Genomic DNA, 19,532 nt, shown 5'->3' with positions numbered 1-19,532 from the left:
AAGTTGCTCATGGAAGCTAGGCGCCAGGCGCCGGGAGTAAGACAGGAGGCGTGAAAGTGACGCCGTGTGATGCGTTCAGATCCCGGTAAAGGCACGCGCTCGAAGGTGAAAGGAACTACGTTGGACTCAGCTAACGATGCTATTGCCGGTCGTTATCAAGACTCAACTCGAGGGTGCTGACACTTGTTAAAGCTGGCTCGCACAGGAGAGTGGCTAAACCAGTGGGTTATCTGACGACTTGGAAATCTGGCTGACGCTAACAAGGTGAATAACGTCTGGGGTGACCAAGGTGCCGTGCTTGAACAACGTATGCGAAATGACTTGTGGTACAGCTTAAGACAAATCGAACCACAACGCTGAGCTTGTGGACACGCTAAATAACTAGGTCATATCAAGCCAGTAGCCCGATGTTAGTCAAGCAACGCGACAAACGCAAGCCTTTGGTAATTGACAATAGATAAAGGTCACCGCAACCTTGGCACAGCCAACACGAAGGATAGCTCATGCCCAAGGACCTTTCGCTCCCCATTGCCGACGCCAACGCTGAGATTGATAGCAGTGCCCCGCAGCGCTTCGCCGCCATTGACCTGGGCTCGAACAGCTTTCACCTACTGGTGGCCAACTACCAACACGAGCGCCTCCAAGTGGTGGCTCGCCTAGGCGAAAAAGTACAGTTGGCGGCGGGGTTAGACGACAACGGCCTGCTCAGCGAAGACGCCATGCAGCGCGCATTGGACTGCCTGGGCCGCTTTGCGCCGTTTTTAAGCGACATTACCAATGCCAATTTGCGCATTGTGGGCACCAACGCGCTTCGCGATGCCGACAATAGCCAAACCTTTATCGAGCGTGCCGAGGCTCAGCTAGGGCACGCCATTGAGATTATTGCCGGCCGCGAAGAAGCTCGACTAATTTACCTGGGCGCAGCCCACGCCCTGGCCGAAAATGGTCGCCGATTAATCGTCGATATTGGCGGCGGCTCAACCGAATTTATCATCGGTGAAGCCTTTGAGCCCAAAGCGCTGGAAAGCCTGCGCATGGGTTGCGTGACCTTTTCACGGCGCTTTTTCCCCGATGGTGAGTTAAGCGAGAAGCGCATGCGCCGAGCCGAGTTAGCCGCCCTTTCCGAGCTCGCCAATATTCAGCGACCTTATCAACGCCTAGGCTGGGATGACCCGGTCGGCTCTAGTGGCACCATCAAAGCAGCGGCTAGTGTATTACATGCTTACGGTGACACCCCACATGAAGGCGTGATTACCCAAAGTGGTCTAAAGAAACTGCGTGAGCGGCTGATTAAGTGTAAACAGCTGGATAAAGTCGAACTAGATGGGCTTAAAGCCGACCGCGCTAAAGTCTTTCCGGCGGGGATTGCCATCCTGGGGGCGATTTTTGAAGCCTTTGACTTAACCCAGATGCGCTTTGCCGACGGCGCCCTGCGCGAAGGCGTGCTCTACGACATGGCTGGGCGTAATACCGCTGAGGATTCGCGCTCGAAAAGCCTGGAGTCGTTAAAGCGCACCTACGATGTGGATACCCGCCAAGGAGCCAACGTCGCCGACACTGCGGAGCGCCTATTTCACCAGGTACGCCAAGCTTGGTCGCTAAACCTTGATCAAGCACGCTATTTACAATGGGCCAGCCACGTACATGAAATCGGCCTGGCCATCTCGCATAGCCAGTTTCATCGCCATGGCGCCTACCTGCTGGAGTACTCGGATCTCGCTGGTTTTTCACGCCCTGAACAGCGTCAGCTGGCGTTTTTAGTGCGCGCTCATCGACGCAAGTTTCCGCTCAAAGAGTGGCAGACGCTGCCTAAAGCCCAGCAGGAGATCACTTCAAAGCTCGCGCGCCTACTGCGTTTAGCCGTGCTGCTCAATCATTCGCGGCCGGAAACTGCCCCTCCACTCCCAGCGATAAGCGCCGACGCCGACAGTCTAACGATTACCCTGACCAACGGCGATGAACCTACCCTGTTGAGCACCGATTTGGAGCAGGAGCAGGCCTATATGCAAGCGGCAGGTTTTAAGCTGACGATTAAGCAGGCGACGCCTGGCGAGTAAACACCACACCCTCGGCCTGACACAGCAGCTGGGCAGGGGGACGGACTACCCCAATACACGCATCCGCTTGACTAATGACCACCAGCCGCCCGCGCTCCCAAGGCGGCACCTCGGCCTCTTGCAGCAGCCGCTTGAGGTCACGTCGCCCCCGACCCACCAGTTGCATGACTTCGCCCCCCTGTCGCCAGGTCACCTGTAGCCGTTGCGTGGACCGAAAATCTTGCGTGCCTGCTTGAGACGGCGCCACCTGCCAGCCTAACGGCCCTAGCGGGGTCTCAAGTGGCGCTTGGCCGTCCCAGCTAACCGACCAGGGTGGTAGCGTTTGCAGCGGCGCCATCAGATAGAGCCGCTGGCGCCATAGGCGCGCTTGAGCGCCCGGCCACTCAACGCATACCTCAGCATCCGCCTTGGCTGTGAGTTGATCCAGTAGGCTTTCCAGGCGCTTTTGCGGCGGCGTTGGCAAGCTTTCCTGATGACAATAGGTTCGCACCAGCAACCGCTGCCGTGGGCGGGAGAATTCGCCCAGCGCAGTCGCGTCGATGTATTGGCTATTGACTAGTAAGGTTTGCAGTTCTTCTTGAGCGTATTCGCCCAGCAACGTATCGGTTTCGCTGGCATGTTCTGTGCTGTTCGCCAAGGCGGCGGCAGCGGCCGGCCAGCGTTCCCGGATCGCTGGCAGCACCCGGTGGCGCAGGCGGTTGCGATCAAGGCGAATATCGCTATTGGTGGGGTCATCGCACCAGGTGAGAGCTAACGAATGCGCTGCGGCTTCCAGCTGCGCTCGATTGACGCTCAGCCACGGGCGCATCAAGGTAATGCCGTGAGCCTCACGCCGAAAAGGCATGCCCGCCAGGCCGCGCAACCCACTGCCGCGCAGGGCGGCCAGCAGAAAGGTTTCCGCCTGATCGTCCTGGTGCTGAGCCAGCCACAGCGCATCGCCAGGCGGAACGGTGGCAAAAAAAGCCTCATAGCGAGCGTTGCGCGCCGCGCCTTCAATGCCATCGCCCTGTGTATCTACCGCCACATTGACCACTGTCAGCGGCACGTTAAAACGCTCACACAGCATGCGACAGTGCCGCTCAAACGTCTGCGCTGCAGCCTGTAGGCCGTGATTGATATGAACAGCGCGCAGGGGTCGGTCTGCTTGCTTGCAGACGTCTGCGCTTAACGCCAGCAGCAGGCAGGAATCCAAGCCGCCAGAGAGCGCTATCCAAACAGCACGCCCTGGCGGGGTTTCCGCCAGGGCGTCGTTGAGCAGGCCTTGGAGTCTACTAAGCAGTAGGGGCGCCATAGCTCATTAAACGCTTATAGCGACGCTCTAGCAGCGCATCGGTGTCCATCGTTTGCAAACGTTCAAGGCTCGCTGACAAGGCTTCTTTAACCCGCTCAGCGGTGGTTAACGGATGGCGATGGGACCCGCCAAGCGGCTCTTTGATCAGCGAATCGACAAAACCCAGCTCTTTTAAGCGTTCGGCGGTAATACCCATGGCTTGGGCCGCTTCGGAGGCTTTTTCAGCGCTTTTCCACAGAATCGAGGCGCAGCCTTCCGGCGAAATCACTGAGTAGGTGGAGTACTGCAGCATTTGCAGTTCGTCGCATACGCCAATGGCGAGCGCGCCACCAGAACCGCCTTCTCCCACCACCGTCGAAATAATCGGCGTTTTTAGACGCGACATCACCGCTAGATTGTAGGCAATGGCCTCTGACTGACCGCGTTCTTCGGCGTCGATGCCTGGGTAAGCGCCCGGCGTGTCAATAAATGTCAGCACCGGCATTTTAAAACGCTCAGCCATTTCCATCAGGCGGCACGCTTTGCGATAACCTTCAGGTCGGGGCATACCGAAGTTGCGACGCACTTTCTCTTTAACGTCGCGGCCTTTCTGGTGGCCGATCACCATCACCGGCGCATCGTTCAACCGTGCGATCCCGCCTACTAGCGCGGCATCATCGGCAAAATTGCGGTCACCGTGCAGCTCGTCAAAATCGCTGAAGACGTGTTCAAGGTAGTCCAGCGTGTAAGGACGCTGAGGGTGTCGTGATATCTGAGAAACCTGCCAGGGAGTCAAATCCTTGAAGATCGATTCCGTCAGCTTGCGGCTCTTCTCTTCCAGCCGAGCAATCTCGTCGGAAAGGTTGACTTGGCTATCGGAGCTGACTAACCGCAGCTCCTCAATTTTTGCCTGAAGTTCGGCAATCGGCTGTTCAAAATCGAGATAATTAGGATTCATCGGCTCTGCCTGTAAGCTGCCTGTCAAAAACAAGCCTGATCAAAATAAGTATTATCGCACCATAACCCTGTCACGCAAGGTAAGTGCCCTTCTGTCACACTTTATCGATAGCGTAGCTGTACGCCTGTCTGGCCCTGGACATCCCGCAACGCCAGCAGTAAGTCGTCACTCGGTGCGACTTTCCACTCATCGGCAAGTTCCAGCCACGCCACCGCTGATGGATGACGATACTGCAAACGCACCGGCAACCCCATCTCATCGCGGTAAGGAGACAAACTATCGCGCAGGCTCTCAATTAAGCGCCCATTAATCTGCCCGGCATCAAGTGCCAGCTCCACGGCTTGGCCGTAGCGAACGCGCGCTGTCACCATCGGTGTGACGTCTTTACCGCGCAGCCGCAGGCCGCCGGAAAACTCATCGCTGGAGACCTCACCTTCTACGATGAGCACCTGATCAGCCTCAATCTGACCGCGCAGCTGCTCGAATAGCTCCCCAAACAGCGATGCTTCAATACGTCCGGTGCGGTCATCCAAGGTGATAAACGCCATGGTGTCGCCACGCTTGGACTTCATGGTGCGCACGCCGACCACCAGCCCAGCAACACGCTGAGGGTCGCGGGAGGGTTTTAAATCGCTGATCCGCGTGGAGACAAAACGTTTTAGCTCCCGCTCGTACTCGTCAATCGGATGCCCCGTAAGGTAAAGCCCCAGGGTATCTTTCTCGCCGGACAGCCGTTCGCGGTCAGTCCACGCCCGGGCGTTCATGTACTCAGCGTAAACGTTGCTGTCACTTTCATCGGCCGCGGCGAACGCATCGCCAAACATATCCAGCATACCCAGGTTTTGATTGGTGTGGTTCTGCGCAGCAGCTTTTAGCGCATCTTCCATTGCCGCGAAAAGCACCGCGCGATTAGGGCCTAGGGTATCCAGTGCACCAGAGCGAATCAGCGCTTCCAGCGTGCGTTTATTCATCCTTTTGGGATCAATACGCCGGCAGAAATCGAAGATATCGTTGAAAGGGCCATCTGCCTCGCGGGCGTCGACAATGGCGCCAATCGGGCCTTCGCCCACACCACGAATCGCACCCAGGCCATAAACTACGCGGGCATCGGTATCGACGGTGAACTTGTAGCCACCCACGTTGACGTCCGGCGGCGTCACGGTGAGCTTGAGGTGGCGGCACTCCTCAATCAGCGGTACCACTTTATCCAGATTGTCCATTTCCGTGGACAACACAGCGGCCATAAAAGGCCCCGGATAGTGGGCTTTCAGCCAGGCGGTTTGGTAAGACACCAGGGCGTAGGCGGCAGAGTGCGATTTGTTAAAGCCGTAACCGGCGAATTTCTCTACCAGGTCAAAGATGTTACCGGCTAAGTCTTTATCGATACCGTTAGCAGCACAGCCCTCCATAAAGCCGTCGCGCTGCTTGGCCATCTCTTCGGGCTTTTTCTTACCCATCGCGCGGCGCAGCATATCCGCCTGGCCAAGGCTGTAGCCCGCCATGACCTGAGCGATCTGCATGACCTGCTCTTGGTAAAGGATGATGCCGTAGGTGGGCGCCAGCACCGGCTTCAACAGCTCGTGCTGGTAATCCGGGTGTGGATAAGATACTTCGGCCCGGCCGTGCTTACGGTTGATAAAGTCATCCACCATGCCCGACTGCAACGGGCCAGGGCGGAACAGGGCCACCAGGGCGATCATATCGTCCAGGGAGTCGGGCAGCAGACGCTTGATCAGCTCTTTCATGCCGCGGGATTCGAGCTGGAAGACCGCCGTGGTTTCGGCGCGTTTGAGCATCTCAAAGGTCGGTGCGTCGTCCAACGGAATGGCGTCGATATTGAGCGGCCCCTGGCCGTTCACATCGCGCACCTTGTCGACCATTTCCAGCGCCCAGTCGATAATCGTCAGCGTCCGCAGGCCCAGAAAGTCGAACTTGACCAGTCCGGCTTCTTCGATATCGTTTTTGTCGAACTGAACCATCAAGCCGGAGCCGTCTTCATCGCAAAGAAGCGGTGAAAAATCGGTCAGTTTAGTGGGCGCTATGACCACGCCGCCCGCGTGCTTGCCGGTGCCCCGCGTAGTGCCCTCAAGCTTTAGGGCCATCTCCCAGATCTCTTCGGCTTCTTCGTCGTTGCCGATAAACTCTTTGAGCGCGGGCTCCTGCTCAATGGCCTTGGCCAGGGTCATGCCGACTTCAAAGGGAATCAGCTTGGAGAGCTTGTCGCCCAGCGAGTAGGGCCTACCCTGGGCACGCGCCACATCGCGCACCACAGCCTTCGCCGCCATGGTGCCAAAGGTGACAATCTGGGAGACCGCATTACGGCCGTAGCGCTCGGCGACATAATCGATCACTTTATCGCGCTTTTCCATGCAGAAATCGACGTCAAAGTCGGGCATGGAGACACGTTCAGGGTTCAAAAAGCGCTCGAACAGCAGGTCGTAGCCAATCGGGTCTAGGTCAGTGATCTTTTGCGCGTAGGCCACCAACGAGCCGGCACCGGAACCGCGCCCTGGGCCTACCGGCACGTTGTTGTCCTTGGCCCACTGGATAAAGTCCATCACGATCAGGAAGTAGCCAGGGAAACCCATCTGGATGATAACGTTGAGCTCGAACTCCAGCCGGTCGCGGTAGCGCTGGTCGATCGCCTGGTACTCTTCACTGTCACGGGGGTAACGTTCAGCAGGAAACAGAAAATCGAGCCGATCCGTTAGGCCATCGTGGGAAACCTTGCGGAAAAACTCATCCTGGGTCATCCCTTCTGGAATGCCGAACTCGGGCAGGAATATCTCCCCCAGGCGCACGTTGACGCTACAGCGCTCGGCAATCATTACGCTGTTTTCAAGCGCCTCAGGGATATCCGCGAACAGCTCGGCCATCTCCTCAGGGCTTTTCAGGTATTGCTCTTCGGTGTAGCGGCGCTCGCGGCGCGGGTCGTCCAGTGCTTTACCTTCGCCGATGGCGACGCGGGTTTCGTGCGCCCAATAGTCGTCACGCTCAAGAAAGCGCACGTCATTGGTCGCCACCACCGGCGTGCCTGTTTCAATGGCCAACTTAACACTGGCGTGCACGCAACTCTCTTCAAGGGGGCGGCCGGTACGAATCAGCTCAAGATAGAACCGATCCGGGAAGGCCCGTTGCCATTCCTCAAGCAGTGTTGTCGCTTCATGCTCGTGCTCTGAGAGCAAGTGGCGGCCTATCTCGCCCTCGCGCCCACCCGACAGCGCTATGAGGCCTGCGCTTTGGTCCATGACCCACTGCTTGTCGAGAATTGCCCGGCCCTGGCGCTGGCCGTCGGTCCAGCCTTTGGAAATCAGCTCGGTAAGGTTGCGATAGCCCACATCGTTCATCGCTAGCAGCGTGAGCCGGTAAGGGTGCGATTCGTCGTGGGGATTGTGCAGCCATAAATCGCTGCCGATAATCGGCTTTAAGCCCGCCCCCTGGGCAGCTTTATAAAACTTCACTAGACCAAAGAGATTAGCTTCATCGGTCAGCGCCAGCGCCGGCATCGCCCGCTCAGCGGTGGTACTGACCAGCGACTTTAGCTTCACAAGGCCATCAACCAGGGAGTATTCACTGTGCAAACGTAAATGAACGAACGGAACCGTCATGGGACTCTCAGCAAAACGCTAGGTGAAGAAAAATACGTTACAGCAGCGCCAACTGACGCTGCACAGGCGCGAAGCTACGGCGATGTTCGGCAAGGGGTCCGTGAGCCGCGAGCGCCGTCAGGTGCTCTTTGGTCGGATAGCCTTTATGGCGCGCAAACCCATATTCAGGATAGCACTCATCCAGGGCGACCATCTGGGAATCGCGGGCGACTTTGGCCAAAATCGACGCGGCGGCAATAGCGCAGTGGCGTGAATCGCCCTTCACCACGGCCTGGCCAGGCAGCTGATGTCCAGGCAGTTTATTGCCATCCACAAGGAGGTACTCTGCCGCCGGTGCCAGCGCATCAATGGCGCGACGCATGGCCAAGTGGGTGGCGTGGTAAATATTCAGTGCGTCCACTTCAGCGGCACTGGCTTCTGCCACAGCAAAAGCTAACGCCCGCTCGCGAATCTGACTATCCAGCGCTTCACGTTTGCGCGCCGTCAATTTTTTTGAATCGGTAAGACCGTCAATGGACCTAAGTGGGTCGAGAATTACCGCCGCAGCCACCACGCTGCCTATCAGCGGCCCGCGGCCCACCTCATCGACCCCCGCGAGCCGCTCGCCAACGTAAGCAATTTCTAACGTCGGAAAATCCTTATGCTCAATCAGCCACTGCTCTGTCGACCCGCTTTTAAGCACCATCAACATCCTCCAGCGGCTGACCTGCGGCCAGTAAGCCAATCGCCTCTGCAGCGCGACGGCTGGCGTTGCGCTGCAGCGTAGCGTGCATCTCGGCAAAGCGCGCTTCCAGAGCATGGCGGCGTGGCTCGTCTTCCAGCATAGTGCTTAGCTGGTCGGCAATCACCTCCGGCGAGGCGGCGTCTTGAATCAGTTCAGGCACCAGGGTTTCTTGCGCGATCAAGTTGGGCAAGGATACCCACTGAGTTTTCACCATTCGCTTGGCCAGCCAATGCGTCATCGGGGCCATTTTATAGGCCACCAGCATGCTGCGATGACACAGCATGGCTTCCAGCGCGGCGGTCCCCGAGGCCAGCAGTACAATATTGCTGGCCACCATCGCTTCGCGGGCTTGGCCATCCAGCAGTGTTATACGCTCCGCCAGCAGCGGGTAATTGGCAAGCAGTGCGCTGATTTCCCGGCGGCGATCAGCGGTCGCGGCAGGGACCACCACTTGCAGCGTGGGGTGGTGCTGGCAGAGCTGTTCGGCGGCGGCGAGAAAGGTCGCGCCCAAAAAACGAATTTCATTGGCCCGGGAGCCGGGCAACAGCGCCAACACTTGGCTATCCGATGCTAGTCCCAGCGTCTGGCGGGTGGCAGCACGGTCATTTTCCAGCGGCATTTCGTCGGCCAAGGGGTGGCCCACAAAGGCGACGGGGACACGGTGTTCGCGATAAAAGGCAGCTTCAAAAGGCAGCAGTGTTAGCATACCGTTAACTGACTTGGCGATGCCTTTTACCCGCCCTTGACGCCACGCCCATACGGAAGGGCTTACGTAGTGGGCGGTGGTAATGCCCGCTTCACACAGCTGGCGCTCCAGGCCTAAATTGAAGTCAGGCGCATCGATGCCGAGCATAATATCCGGCTGCCAGGCCAATGATTCGGCTTTTAGGGTGCGCCTTACACGGATCAGTTCGGGGAGGTGCTTCAGCACTTCAACCAACCCCATCACCGCGAGGGTCTCTAAAGGAAAGCGGCTCTGCATACCCTCCGCCTGCATACGCGGCCCGCCGATGCCACGGAACTCGACGGTAGGGTGGCGTGCTTTGAGTTCACGCATTAGGCCCGCGCCAAGAATATCACCGGAAAGCTCTCCGGCCACGAGATAAACGCGTTGCAGAGTCATAAGGTGATTAGCATCGGTTAGCGGGTGATACCGCGGGTCGAACGCTCAATGGAGGCGGCAAAGAGTTCAACCTCAGGCAGTTCAAAGCGGCTGCGCATTTCGGCAAGCGCCTGTTCAGTGGTCAGCCCTTGGCGATAGACCATTTTATAAGCGGCGGTGAGCGCACTGATTGCTTCGCGGCTAAAGCCTCGCCGCTTTAAACCCACTAGGTTAAGTCCCCGCGCTTCGGCAGGGTTGCCATTAATCATGATATAGGCAGGCGTATCTTTGGTGATAATCGAGCCACCTCCAGCCATGGCATGATCGCCGAAATGACAAAACTGATGCACCGCCGCCAGGCCGCCCAGGATGACGTGATCGCCGACCGTCACATGGCCCGCCAGGGTGACCTGATTGGCCAGGATACAGTCGTTACCAATCAAACAGTCATGGCCAACGTGCACATAGGCCATCAACAGGTTTCGCGAACCGATGGTGGTTTCGCTGCGGTCCTGAACAGTACCTCGGTGAATCGTAGCGCCTTCGCGGATGACATTATCGTCACCCATCACTAGCCGCGTCGGCTCGCCAGCGTATTTCTTGTCCTGACAGTCTTCGCCCACCGAGGCAAATTGAAAGATACGCGTACGCTTACCCAGCGTAGTAGGGCCTTTAACCACCACGTGCGGGCCAATGACCGAGCCCGCCCCAATGGTGACGTCGGGGCCAATGATACTAAAAGGGCCTACCTCAACGTCGTCGGAAAGGCGCGCCGTCGAGTCGACCAGAGCAGTAGGATGTATCAAGCCACCTTCCTCTCAGCACAAATAATTTCCGCTTCACAAGCCAGTTCACCATCAACACTGGCGCGGCAGGCAAACTTCCAAATACCGCGCTTACCTTTAATCACGTCGGCTTCCAATGTGAGCTTGTCACCGGGCATCACCGGACGTTTGAAACGCACTTTGTCGCTACCAACCAGATAGTAGACGTAGCCATCGGCAGGCAATTTATTGACCGTTTTAAAACCAAGAATGCCACATACCTGGGCCAGGGCTTCAATGACCAGCACGCCGGGCATAATCGGATGATGGGGAAAATGGCCGTTGAAGAAAGGCTCGTTAATACTAACGTTCTTATACGCAACAATGGACTCGCCAATGGCAAGCTGCGTTACTCGGTCCACCAGCAAAAATGGGTAGCGGTGGGGCAAGTACTCGCGAATTTCATTGATATCCATAACCATTGTAGCGACCTCTAAAATGACAAAAACCCTGGAACTCTTGAAGAGAGTCAGGCAAACCCAGCACGCCAGCGGGTAAAAGGCAGTGGATTATAACGTGTTGCTAGTTAGCCTCAAGCCGAGGGGATTATTTTCATTCAGCATGCATTAATCGCGCTGTTTTTTTTTCTAATCTTGCCAAGCGCTTAGCGATGTCATCAAGCTGTTTAAAACGTACTGCGTTTTTTCGCCACTGGTTATTAGCCATGGCACCGGTCCCCGAGGAGTAAATTCCAGGCGCATGGATTGAGTTAGTGACTAAACTCATTCCCGTCACCTGAACACCATCGCAGATGGTTAGATGACCGGACAAGCCTGCGCCGCCACCCAGCATACAGTGCTTGCCGACCTTAGTAGAACCGGCGATACCTACACAGCCCGCCAAGGCACTGTGATCACCGATAGTGACGTTGTGGGCAATTTGCACCTGACTATCAATTTTAACGTCATCGCCAATCACCGTATCCCCCAGCGCACCACGGTCGATGCTGGAGCAGCTGCCCACTTCAACATCATCCCCCAGCACAACGCCACCGAGCTGGGCAATTTTATGCCAGCCAGCACCGTCGTGGGCGAAACCAAAGCCATCGCCGCCGATGACACAGCCGCTTTGCAGGATCCCTCTTTTGCCTACCACTACGCCATGGCACACAGTGACATTGGCATGCAGACGTGTTGCTTCACCGATAATACTGTCAGCCCCGATCACGCAGCCAGCCCCCACCACGACACGGTCACCCAACACGACACCCGCTTCTATCACGGCGTGCGCTTGAATGCTGACATCGGCGCCTAACTGAGCGTCTTCGGCCACAACCGCTGTGGGGTGGATGCCAACAATATCTCTTACTGGCAGCGGGTCGAATAGCTGCGACAGCTGGGCATAGCCCAGATAGGGATTTTCGATTTCCAGGCGTGGCACTGGGCAGTGTTTGCCATGCTCGGGGTGCAGCAACACCGCTGCTGCCTTGGTTGTCGCCAAATCTTTCAGGTAGGCCCGATTGGCCAGGAAAGCCACTTGGTCCGGCTGCGCATCTTTCAGCGTTGCCAGGCCGCGGATCGGCTGCTGTGTATTGCCGCTGAAAACGATGCCTAAATGATGCGCAATGTCGGCAAGGGTAAGCTGATAAGAAGTTTGCGTCATGGGAACCCAGGGAAGCATTGGTGAGGCTAAGCCACACCCGTCGTCGTTTAAATTTAGTTCAGGGTATCAAATATCTGGGTCACTTCGTCGGTCACATTGGGTAGGTCGACCCCGGAGTGCAGCACCCCTTGAGGCTCTACAAGCACGTCAATACCATGACGCTCCAGCACCTGTTCAACCGCTCGCTCCAGCTTAGGCTCGGCACCTTCCAGGAACTGCTGCTCAGAACGCTGCTGCGCCTGCATGACTTCTTGACGAAGTCGTTCAAAGCGACTGCCTTTTTCTTGCAATTCGCTAATCAGCGACTCGCGCTGTGACTGCGCCATCGTCTCGCCTTCGTTCTGCAAGCGCTGTTGTAGCTGCTGAAGCTCATTGCCCAGATTCTGCACTTCACGCTGCTGATTACCAACTTGCCCTTCCAGCCTACTTAACGACTCCTGGGCGGACTGGGTATTCATCAGCGCTGCACGCCAGTCAAGTACCGCCACTTCCGCTGCGTGAGCAGGCAAAATCATCGCCGCTAACAGACATACAGCCGCTGTCAGTTTACGCATTTTATTAACTCCTTAGGTCACGCCAGCCGCGCACCGCCATGGTACGCGATCTAGCCAAATTAGAACGGCTGTCCTTTAGAACGACTGCCCCAATGAGAACTGGAAGAACTGAGTATCGTCACCACTCTCATCGTTCAAGGGCTCGGCAACGCTGAACGTCAGCGGGCCCACGGGCGTTAGCCAAGACAGGCCGATACCGGCGCTATAGCGCAAATTGCCTAAGTCAACTCCCGAATCACACCGCTGTCGGCTTGCATCTTCATCAAGCACATCGTAGCAAGAGCTTAAGAAGGTGTTACCACCGTCCAAAAACAGCGATGTTTGTAGCGAGCGCTGATCTTCAATAAACGGCAGCGGGAAAATGATCTCGGCGCTGCCTTCGATAGAGACGTTACCACCGAGGGTACGATCACGGCCGCCTTCGCGGGCTGGCGTGGTGCGCTGACCCAATGTATTGGAGGTAAAGCCACGTACCGAGCCTAAACCACCGGCGTAGAAGTTTTCATAGAAGGGGTACGGATCATTGCCGCCCAGCGTATCGGCATAGCCGACATTGCCGGTAAATTTGAACGCCCAGGACTCATCATCGTTGATCGGGAACAGCTGCTGGGCCCGCGCGCGCAGCTTGTAGTATTCCGCATCGCTGCCTGGCACACCGGTTTCCAGCGATAGACGCTGATAGCTGCCGTCTGTGGGCATGATGCCCCGGTTAAGGTTATTACGGGTCCAGCTAGCGGTGAGCTTCAGGCTTTGCGCATCTTCACCCTGATCTTCTACATAGCGGCGGATCTCTGAAGCCGTATCGTTGTAAGTTTTGATCGATAGGTCTTCGATACTAGCACCAAAATTTAGTCGCGATAGCTCGCTGATCGGATACCCGAAGTTGATACCGGCACCATAGGCATCCGTGGAGTAGGTGGAGATATCCGAATCGGCATAGTCGGTCTCGCGGTAGAACAGATTATAACCGCGAGAAATACCATCGAGCGTCCAGTAGGGGTCGGTGAAACCAAAGTTGACGCTGGTAAAGGTATCGCTGCGCTGAGCGCCTATGTTGACGCGATTACCCGTACCGAGGAAGTTGTTTTGCGAAAGGCCCACGCCGTAAATCACCCCAGCACTCTGAGAGAAACCTACGCTTGCGGAAACCGAGCCGGAAGGCTGCTCTTCAACGTTGTAGGTGACGTCCAGCAGGTTGGGTTCACCTGGAACAGGCTGGGTATCCACTTCGACCTGACTAAAGAAGCCCAGGCGCTCTAAACGCTGGCGCGACTGCGTGATGGCGTCAGTAGAGGCGGGGGCGCCTTCCAACTGGGTCATTTCACGGCGCAACACTTCGTCCTGGGTCGTGGTATTACCAAAGAATTCGATACGCCGCACATAGGCACGATTACCAGGGTCAACGGCAATCACTAGATCGACGGTTTCGCCGTCATTGGCGATTTCAGGCATGCCCTGCACATCGGCGAAGGCAAAGCCTTCTGCGCCAAGACGTTGACGCAGGGCTTCGGTTGAGGTGTTGACGTCCGCGCGTGAAAATATCTCACCTTCTTCGACAGTGAGCAGCTGGCGGGCTTCATTTTCACTAATCGTTAGGTTGCCTGCGAAGCGAATGTCACCAACGCGGTACTGAGTGCCTTCATCCACGTTGAGGGTAATAAAGATGTCCGATTTTTCGGGGCCAATCGAAACCTGGGTCGAGGTAATATCAAAATTGACATAGCCACGGTCCAAGTAAAAAGACCGCAGCCGCTCAATATCACCCGACAGTGCTTCGCGGGAGTATTCATCGCTGGAGAACCAGCCGAAGAAACGCCCTGGCCGGTCGTTTAGCTCAAATACATCGCGCAGTGTTTCGTCATCAAAGGCTTCGTTACCAACGATATTGATCTGACGAATCTTAGCGACTTCGCCTTCGTTGATATTGATGTTGACCTGAACGCGGCCCTCATCAATCTCTTCAACTTCGGTATCGATGCTGGCGCTGTAACGACCTTGAGCCTGATAGACGCCTTCCAACTCGCGCTGAATTTCTTCCAGCGTTGAGAGTTCCAGCACCTGACCTTCGGAGAGCCCTGACTCGCGCAAGCCAGTACGCAAGTCATCTTCGGATATTTGGTCGTTGCCACTAATCTGTAATCGCGAGATGGTCGGCCGTTCGACCACTTGAATGACAAGAACATCGCCCTCACGTGCTAGCGAAACATCGTCGAACAGCCCCGTCGCAAAGAGGTTACGTGCAGCCTCGGCCAGCTGTTGTTCGCTGACGCGCTCATTAGCGCTGACTGGAAATGCGTTGAAGACCGAGGCGGCTGATACCCGCTGTAGTCCTTCTACTCGAATGTCTGAAACATCAAAGGATTGTGCTTGGGCGCCGCCGGCGCCTGCCAGCAAGAGTACCGCCATTCCAAGGGTCTTGATTTTCATGCAGTCAATTCGCTCGCGTTGGTCTGCCTATTATTCCAGAAAGGCACCATATACATTTGTGCAGGCAGATGACAAGGCATCCTGCGCGCTACACGCGTTGTTACCACAGGCGCATCAGATCAAAATAGAGGGCCATCAACATCAGGGTGCCGACCATGGCAAGCCCGATGCGCAATCCTACCGCTTGCGTCTTTTCAGATACCGGTCGTCCACGCACAACCTCTATAAAATAATAAAGCAAGTGACCACCATCGAGCACGGGAATGGGTAGCAAGTTAAGCACCCCCAGGCTAATCGAAAGATACGCTATAAAGCCCACAAAAGCGTCCATTCCGGCGCGGGCTGAATCTCCAGACACCTGTGCAATGGTGATCGGACCCGACAAGTTGGAAGGCGAAATCAGCCCGACCAACATTTTACGGATAGCATCAACGGTTAATAGCGTCATCTCGCCGGTGCGTGATAACGCCTGACCGACGGCGTCAATAGGGCCATAGCGAATTTCCCGCTGAAACTCAGCGGGCCACTCAACCTGCTGAGCACCCGCACCGATATAGCCAATCTCAACCCCGGTATCCAAGCGGTTTCGGCGTGGCGTTAATTCAGCGGTTGAACGCTCACCGTTACGCTCGTAAGTAACTTGCAGCGTCTCTTCAGGGTTACCGCGCACGATATTGACAAACTGCATCCAATCGTCAACCGCCTCGCCATTAACCGCCACCACCCTATCGCCTGGGGTTAAGCCCGCTTGCTCTGCCGCTTCCCCGCTTACCACTTGGCCTAAAATAGCCGGAAATTCCGGCTGCCAAGGAGTAATGCCCAGCGTCTGCAACGGCTGTGGCGGATCCTGGCGAACTAGATAATCGCTGAGGGCCAACTCATAGCGCTGGGGCTCGCTCGACCCTTCGGGACGTGCCCCAACCACCAACTCGCCGCTAAAGCCAATAATCGATACCAGCTTCAGATTAATATCTTCCCAGGAGCGCATCGCATCGCCCTGGATAGCCACGATCTCGTCACCGTGGGCCAAACCGGCCTGCTCTGCCGGTGAGTCAGGTTCGACGCTGCCGACCATCGGCGACACCACCGTGGTGCCCGCTACAAACAGTGCCCAGTAGGCCACAATCGCGAGCAGAAAGTTAGCAATAGGCCCCGCGGCTACGATAGCAATGCGCTGCCACACTGACTTGCGGTTAAACGCTTGGTCGATCTGTTCTTCGGGTACAGGTGCCTCGCGCTCATCGAGCATTTTGACATAGCCACCCAGTGGAATCGCGGCAATTGCATACTCGGTGCCTTGGCGGTCGACCCGCGACCACAGCGGTTTACCAAAGCCCACCGAAAAACGCAGCACTTTGACCCCACAGCGCCTCGCCATCCAAAAGTGGCCAAACTCGTGGAACGTTACTAACAAGCCCAACACCACAATGACCGCTAAAATATTTTGTATCAGGCCCACACGGTACTCCTTAACGCTCAGCTCTTAACGCCCTGCCCAGCAAATGCTTAAGCGGACCACCTTGTTACCAGCTCTAGTGCCTGCTGTCGCGCCCATTGATCGGTTGCTAATATACTTTCCAAGCTGTCAGCATGGCTCTGCGAAGGGCGCGACATGACCTCGGCGACCAGCTGACCGATCTGCATGAAACCGAGACGCTGCTGCAGGAAGGCCTCAACGGCCACTTCATTGGCCGCATTAAGGACCACCGGCGCCCCACCCCCTTGCTGCATCGCTGCCCGAGCAAGCCCCAAACAGGGAAAGCGAGCTTCATCGGGCGCTTCAAAATCTAGCCTCGCCACTTGGAAAAGATCCAGCGTTTCGACCCCAGCATCAATACGTTCTGGCCACGCCAGACCGTAGGCGATGGGGGTGCGCATATCAGGATTGCCTAATTGCGCAATCACCGAACCGTCTTGGTACGCCGCCATGGAGTGGATTACGCTTTGCGGGTGCACCACTACTTGAATTTGCTCGGGCTTGGCATCAAATAGCCAACAGGCTTCAATAAGCTCCAAGCCTTTATTCATCAGCGTGGCGCTGTCCACCGATATTTTACGCCCCATCGACCAGTTAGGGTGAGCGCAGGCCTGCTCGGGAGTCACCTTGTTGATATCCGCCTGACGCCAGGAGCGAAAAGGCCCTCCAGAGGCGGTTAACAGCAGTTGGGTAACCCCGTGGCGCGCCAAACCACCGCGATGCTGCGCTGGTAGACACTGGTAGATGGCATTATGTTCGGAATCAATTGGCAACAGTGTCGCGCCTGAACGGGAAACGGCCTCCATAAACAGCGCGCCGCTCATCACCAGCGCCTCCTTATTGGCTAATAGCACGCGCTTCCCCGCTTCTGCGGCGGCCAACGCAGGGAGCAAACCCGCCGCCCCCACAATCGCCGCCATCACACAGTCAACGCTGGCGTCGCGGGCCACTTCGCATAGTGCCTCCGGACCGGCACTGACCTCGGTTGGCTGGCCTACACGCTTGAGCTCCTGACGCAGCCAAGCGGCGTCGGCTTCATCATCCAGCACGGCCACCGCAGGTCGATGCGCTAAACACTGAGCGAGAAGGGCTTCTTTTGAGGTGTGCGCGGTAAGGGCATGAACACGATAACGTTCGGGATGGCGGCTAATCACATCCAGCGTACTAGTGCCCACAGACCCCGTCGACCCAAGCACCGTCACGCGTTGCATCGCTCGCCGCTTAACTGATTGAACAGGTCGTTGTGTAGGCTGATGGCTCATAGCGGCTGCACCTGGTCAAGTAGTTGGACGAGCACTTCAACGTAGAGCAGTGCAAACAGCGGAATCGCGGCAGTGAGGCTATCAACACGATCCAGAATCCCGCCGTGCCCAGGCAGCAGCTGGCTTGAATCTTTAATATTGCGGTAGCGCTTAAGCATGCTTTCCAGCAAATCGCCTAGCACTGAGGCCAAAGTGACCACTGCCGTAACCAGGATCAGGGCCATACTGGCAAGTCCATCCAGGGGCAACCACAGCGTAAACACAATGGCCAGGATAGCGGTCGCCGCTAAACCACCCAGAACACCTTCCCAGGATTTACCCGGACTCACCTGGGGCGCCAATTTGCGTCGCCCCCAGCGGCGCCCCACAAAATAGGCGCCAATATCCGCGCACCACACCAGTAACAACACGAACAGTAACCATATAGCACCACTTTCGCGCAGAACATTAAACCCCACCCAGCAAGGCAACAGCACCCACAGGCCCATCAACAGACGCCGCGCAGTGGCCTGCCACTGCTGCCCTGCCGCGGGATAACGGATAACCCAATAGAAATTGACTAACCAACCAACGGCGGCCAGCCACAGCGGCCAAACGCTGGTAGCAGCATTGGTCAACCACATCCCCAGCATCAATGCCGCCATCATAGCGACTAACTGAGCACGCTGTGCCGTGCGAGTGACCCCGGCGAGATTGGTCCACTCCCAAGTGCCGAGGAGCACAATGATCGCCGTAAAAAGCGCATAGGCGCCGCCTTGTAATCCGAACAGGCCGATTAGCGTTAAAGGCACCAACCAGGCTGCGGTGATAATCCGCTGTTTAAGCACCTTGCGCCTCTATTTGTTCGTCAGTCATACCAAAGCGGCGACGTCGCTGGCAAAATTCGTTTAGCGCCGAATCAAAGGCGTCAGCGCCAAAATCGGGCCATAGTAACGACGAGAAGTGCAGCTCAGCGTAGGCTAGTTGCCAGAGCATAAAGTTGGATAGCCGTTGCTCGCCGCTAGTGCGAATACACAAATCTACCGGCGGCACGTCACCCCCCCCCATCGCGGTATCAAAACACGCCTCGTCTATTTCCGCAGGCGACAACTCCCCGGCCGCCACCTGTTCAGCTAAAGCGCGCGCTGCGCGGGCAATATCCCATTGGCCACCATAGTTAGCGGCAATCACCAAATGCATGCCCGTATTGTCCGCCGTTAACGCTTCAGCACGCTGGATATGCTTTTGGATCGCGTGGGAGAACCCTTGCTGCGCGCCAATAACCGAGAGGCGAACGTTACGCTCGTTGAGCTTTTTGACTTCGCGCTTAAGGGCCATCAAAAAAAGCTCCATCAGCGCGTTGACTTCCGCCGCCGGGCGCTTCCAGTTCTCGCTGGAAAAGGCAAACAGGCTGAGCGTTTTCACCTCGCGTTCGGCCGCTCGCTGAATCACCGCGCGGACGGCTTCTACGCCAGCGCGATGACCACGCACCCCCGAAAGGCCGCGAGCGCGTGCCCAGCGATTGTTACCATCCATAATAATGGCCACATGAGACGGCGGAGCCTCTCCGGTCAGAGAAGAGAGTGTGCAGGCGCCGCCCGGCTGTTCATTAGGAAACTGCGGTGACGTCATGGGTTCTCGCACCAAAGGTCAGTCATAAAAAACCAGCCAAAGTGTGGCAAAACGGG

At 56.8% G+C, this 19,532-nt stretch carries 15 protein-coding genes; 1 reads left to right on the top strand and 14 read right to left on the bottom strand.

The annotated features are described in order from the left end of the window. Nucleotides 1–503: 503 nt before the first annotated feature. On the top strand, nt 504–2,057 hold the full coding sequence (ppx, locus tag RZA33_RS09335) for an exopolyphosphatase (RefSeq protein WP_317507579.1): 1,554 nt from the start codon (nt 504–506) through the stop codon (nt 2,055–2,057). On the opposite strand, the gene tilS is transcribed toward ppx, so the two are convergent. From tilS to uppS, 14 genes are all read right to left on the bottom strand, one after another. Further along, entirely contained in the window at nt 2,032–3,348 is a 1,317-nt protein-coding gene (gene tilS, locus RZA33_RS09330) for a tRNA lysidine(34) synthetase TilS (protein ID WP_317507578.1), read from the bottom strand. The two genes, ppx and tilS, sit on opposite strands and share 26 nt — an antisense overlap. Beyond that, nucleotides 3,329–4,285 (bottom strand): acetyl-CoA carboxylase carboxyltransferase subunit alpha, encoded by a 957-nt coding sequence (locus tag RZA33_RS09325; RefSeq protein WP_317507577.1) that lies wholly within the window; start codon nt 4,283–4,285, stop codon nt 3,329–3,331. Before RZA33_RS09325 ends, tilS begins: the two co-directional genes overlap by 20 nt. A gap of 101 nt (nt 4,286–4,386) precedes the next feature. Next, nucleotides 4,387–7,893 carry a DNA polymerase III subunit alpha gene (dnaE, locus tag RZA33_RS09320; RefSeq protein ID WP_317507576.1) on the bottom strand — a complete coding sequence of 1,169 codons (3,507 nt, stop codon included), beginning with the start codon at nt 7,891–7,893 and terminating at the stop codon, nt 4,387–4,389. Nucleotides 7,894–7,930: 37 nt separating this feature from the next. Further along, on the bottom strand, nt 7,931–8,578 hold the full coding sequence (gene rnhB / locus RZA33_RS09315; RefSeq protein ID WP_317507575.1) for a ribonuclease HII: 648 nt from the start codon (nt 8,576–8,578) through the stop codon (nt 7,931–7,933). Further along, on the bottom strand, nt 8,568–9,740 hold the full coding sequence (gene lpxB / locus RZA33_RS09310; protein ID WP_317507574.1) for a lipid-A-disaccharide synthase: 1,173 nt from the start codon (nt 9,738–9,740) through the stop codon (nt 8,568–8,570). Before lpxB ends, rnhB begins: the two co-directional genes overlap by 11 nt. A 17-nt stretch (nt 9,741–9,757) precedes the next feature. Beyond that, nucleotides 9,758–10,525, bottom strand: coding sequence for an acyl-ACP--UDP-N-acetylglucosamine O-acyltransferase (gene lpxA, locus RZA33_RS09305; protein WP_317507573.1), 768 nt, complete (start codon nt 10,523–10,525; stop codon nt 9,758–9,760). Then, on the bottom strand, nt 10,522–10,965 hold the full coding sequence (gene fabZ, locus RZA33_RS09300) for a 3-hydroxyacyl-ACP dehydratase FabZ (protein ID WP_035576564.1): 444 nt from the start codon (nt 10,963–10,965) through the stop codon (nt 10,522–10,524). Before fabZ ends, lpxA begins: the two co-directional genes overlap by 4 nt. Nucleotides 10,966–11,095: 130 nt before the next feature. Continuing rightward, nucleotides 11,096–12,145 carry a UDP-3-O-(3-hydroxymyristoyl)glucosamine N-acyltransferase gene (gene lpxD / locus RZA33_RS09295; RefSeq protein ID WP_317507572.1) on the bottom strand — a complete coding sequence of 350 codons (1,050 nt, stop codon included), beginning with the start codon at nt 12,143–12,145 and terminating at the stop codon, nt 11,096–11,098. 53 nt (nt 12,146–12,198) lie between these two features. Continuing rightward, nucleotides 12,199–12,699, bottom strand: a complete 501-nt coding sequence (locus RZA33_RS09290; protein ID WP_317507571.1) for an OmpH family outer membrane protein — start codon at nt 12,697–12,699, stop codon at nt 12,199–12,201. Nucleotides 12,700–12,774: 75 nt separating this feature from the next. Next, the gene (gene bamA, locus RZA33_RS09285) at nt 12,775–15,126 is read right to left on the bottom strand and encodes an outer membrane protein assembly factor BamA (protein ID WP_416337856.1); all 2,352 of its coding nucleotides are present in this window, start codon (nt 15,124–15,126) and stop codon (nt 12,775–12,777) included. A gap of 100 nt (nt 15,127–15,226) precedes the next feature. Next, nucleotides 15,227–16,585, bottom strand: a complete 1,359-nt coding sequence (gene rseP, locus RZA33_RS09280) for an RIP metalloprotease RseP (protein ID WP_317507570.1) — start codon at nt 16,583–16,585, stop codon at nt 15,227–15,229. Between the two features lie 47 nt (nt 16,586–16,632). After that, a complete protein-coding gene (ispC, locus tag RZA33_RS09275; protein WP_317507569.1) occupies nt 16,633–17,814 on the bottom strand; it encodes a 1-deoxy-D-xylulose-5-phosphate reductoisomerase in 1,182 nt (393 codons plus the stop codon). A 47-nt stretch (nt 17,815–17,861) separates the two neighbouring features. Then, the gene (locus tag RZA33_RS09270) at nt 17,862–18,692 is read right to left on the bottom strand and encodes a phosphatidate cytidylyltransferase (RefSeq protein WP_317507568.1); all 831 of its coding nucleotides are present in this window, start codon (nt 18,690–18,692) and stop codon (nt 17,862–17,864) included. Continuing rightward, nucleotides 18,685–19,476 (bottom strand): polyprenyl diphosphate synthase, encoded by a 792-nt coding sequence (gene uppS / locus RZA33_RS09265; protein WP_317507567.1) that lies wholly within the window; start codon nt 19,474–19,476, stop codon nt 18,685–18,687. The genes RZA33_RS09270 and uppS overlap by 8 nt, the downstream gene beginning before the upstream one ends. Between the last annotated feature and the right edge of the window lie 56 nt (nt 19,477–19,532).

The organism is Halovibrio sp. HP20-59 (assembly GCF_033052795.2).
Lineage (GTDB): Bacteria > Pseudomonadota > Gammaproteobacteria > Pseudomonadales > Halomonadaceae > Vreelandella.
The sequence above is the reverse complement of the archived record's forward strand: the minus strand, read 5'-3'. Positions and strand labels throughout refer to the sequence as shown.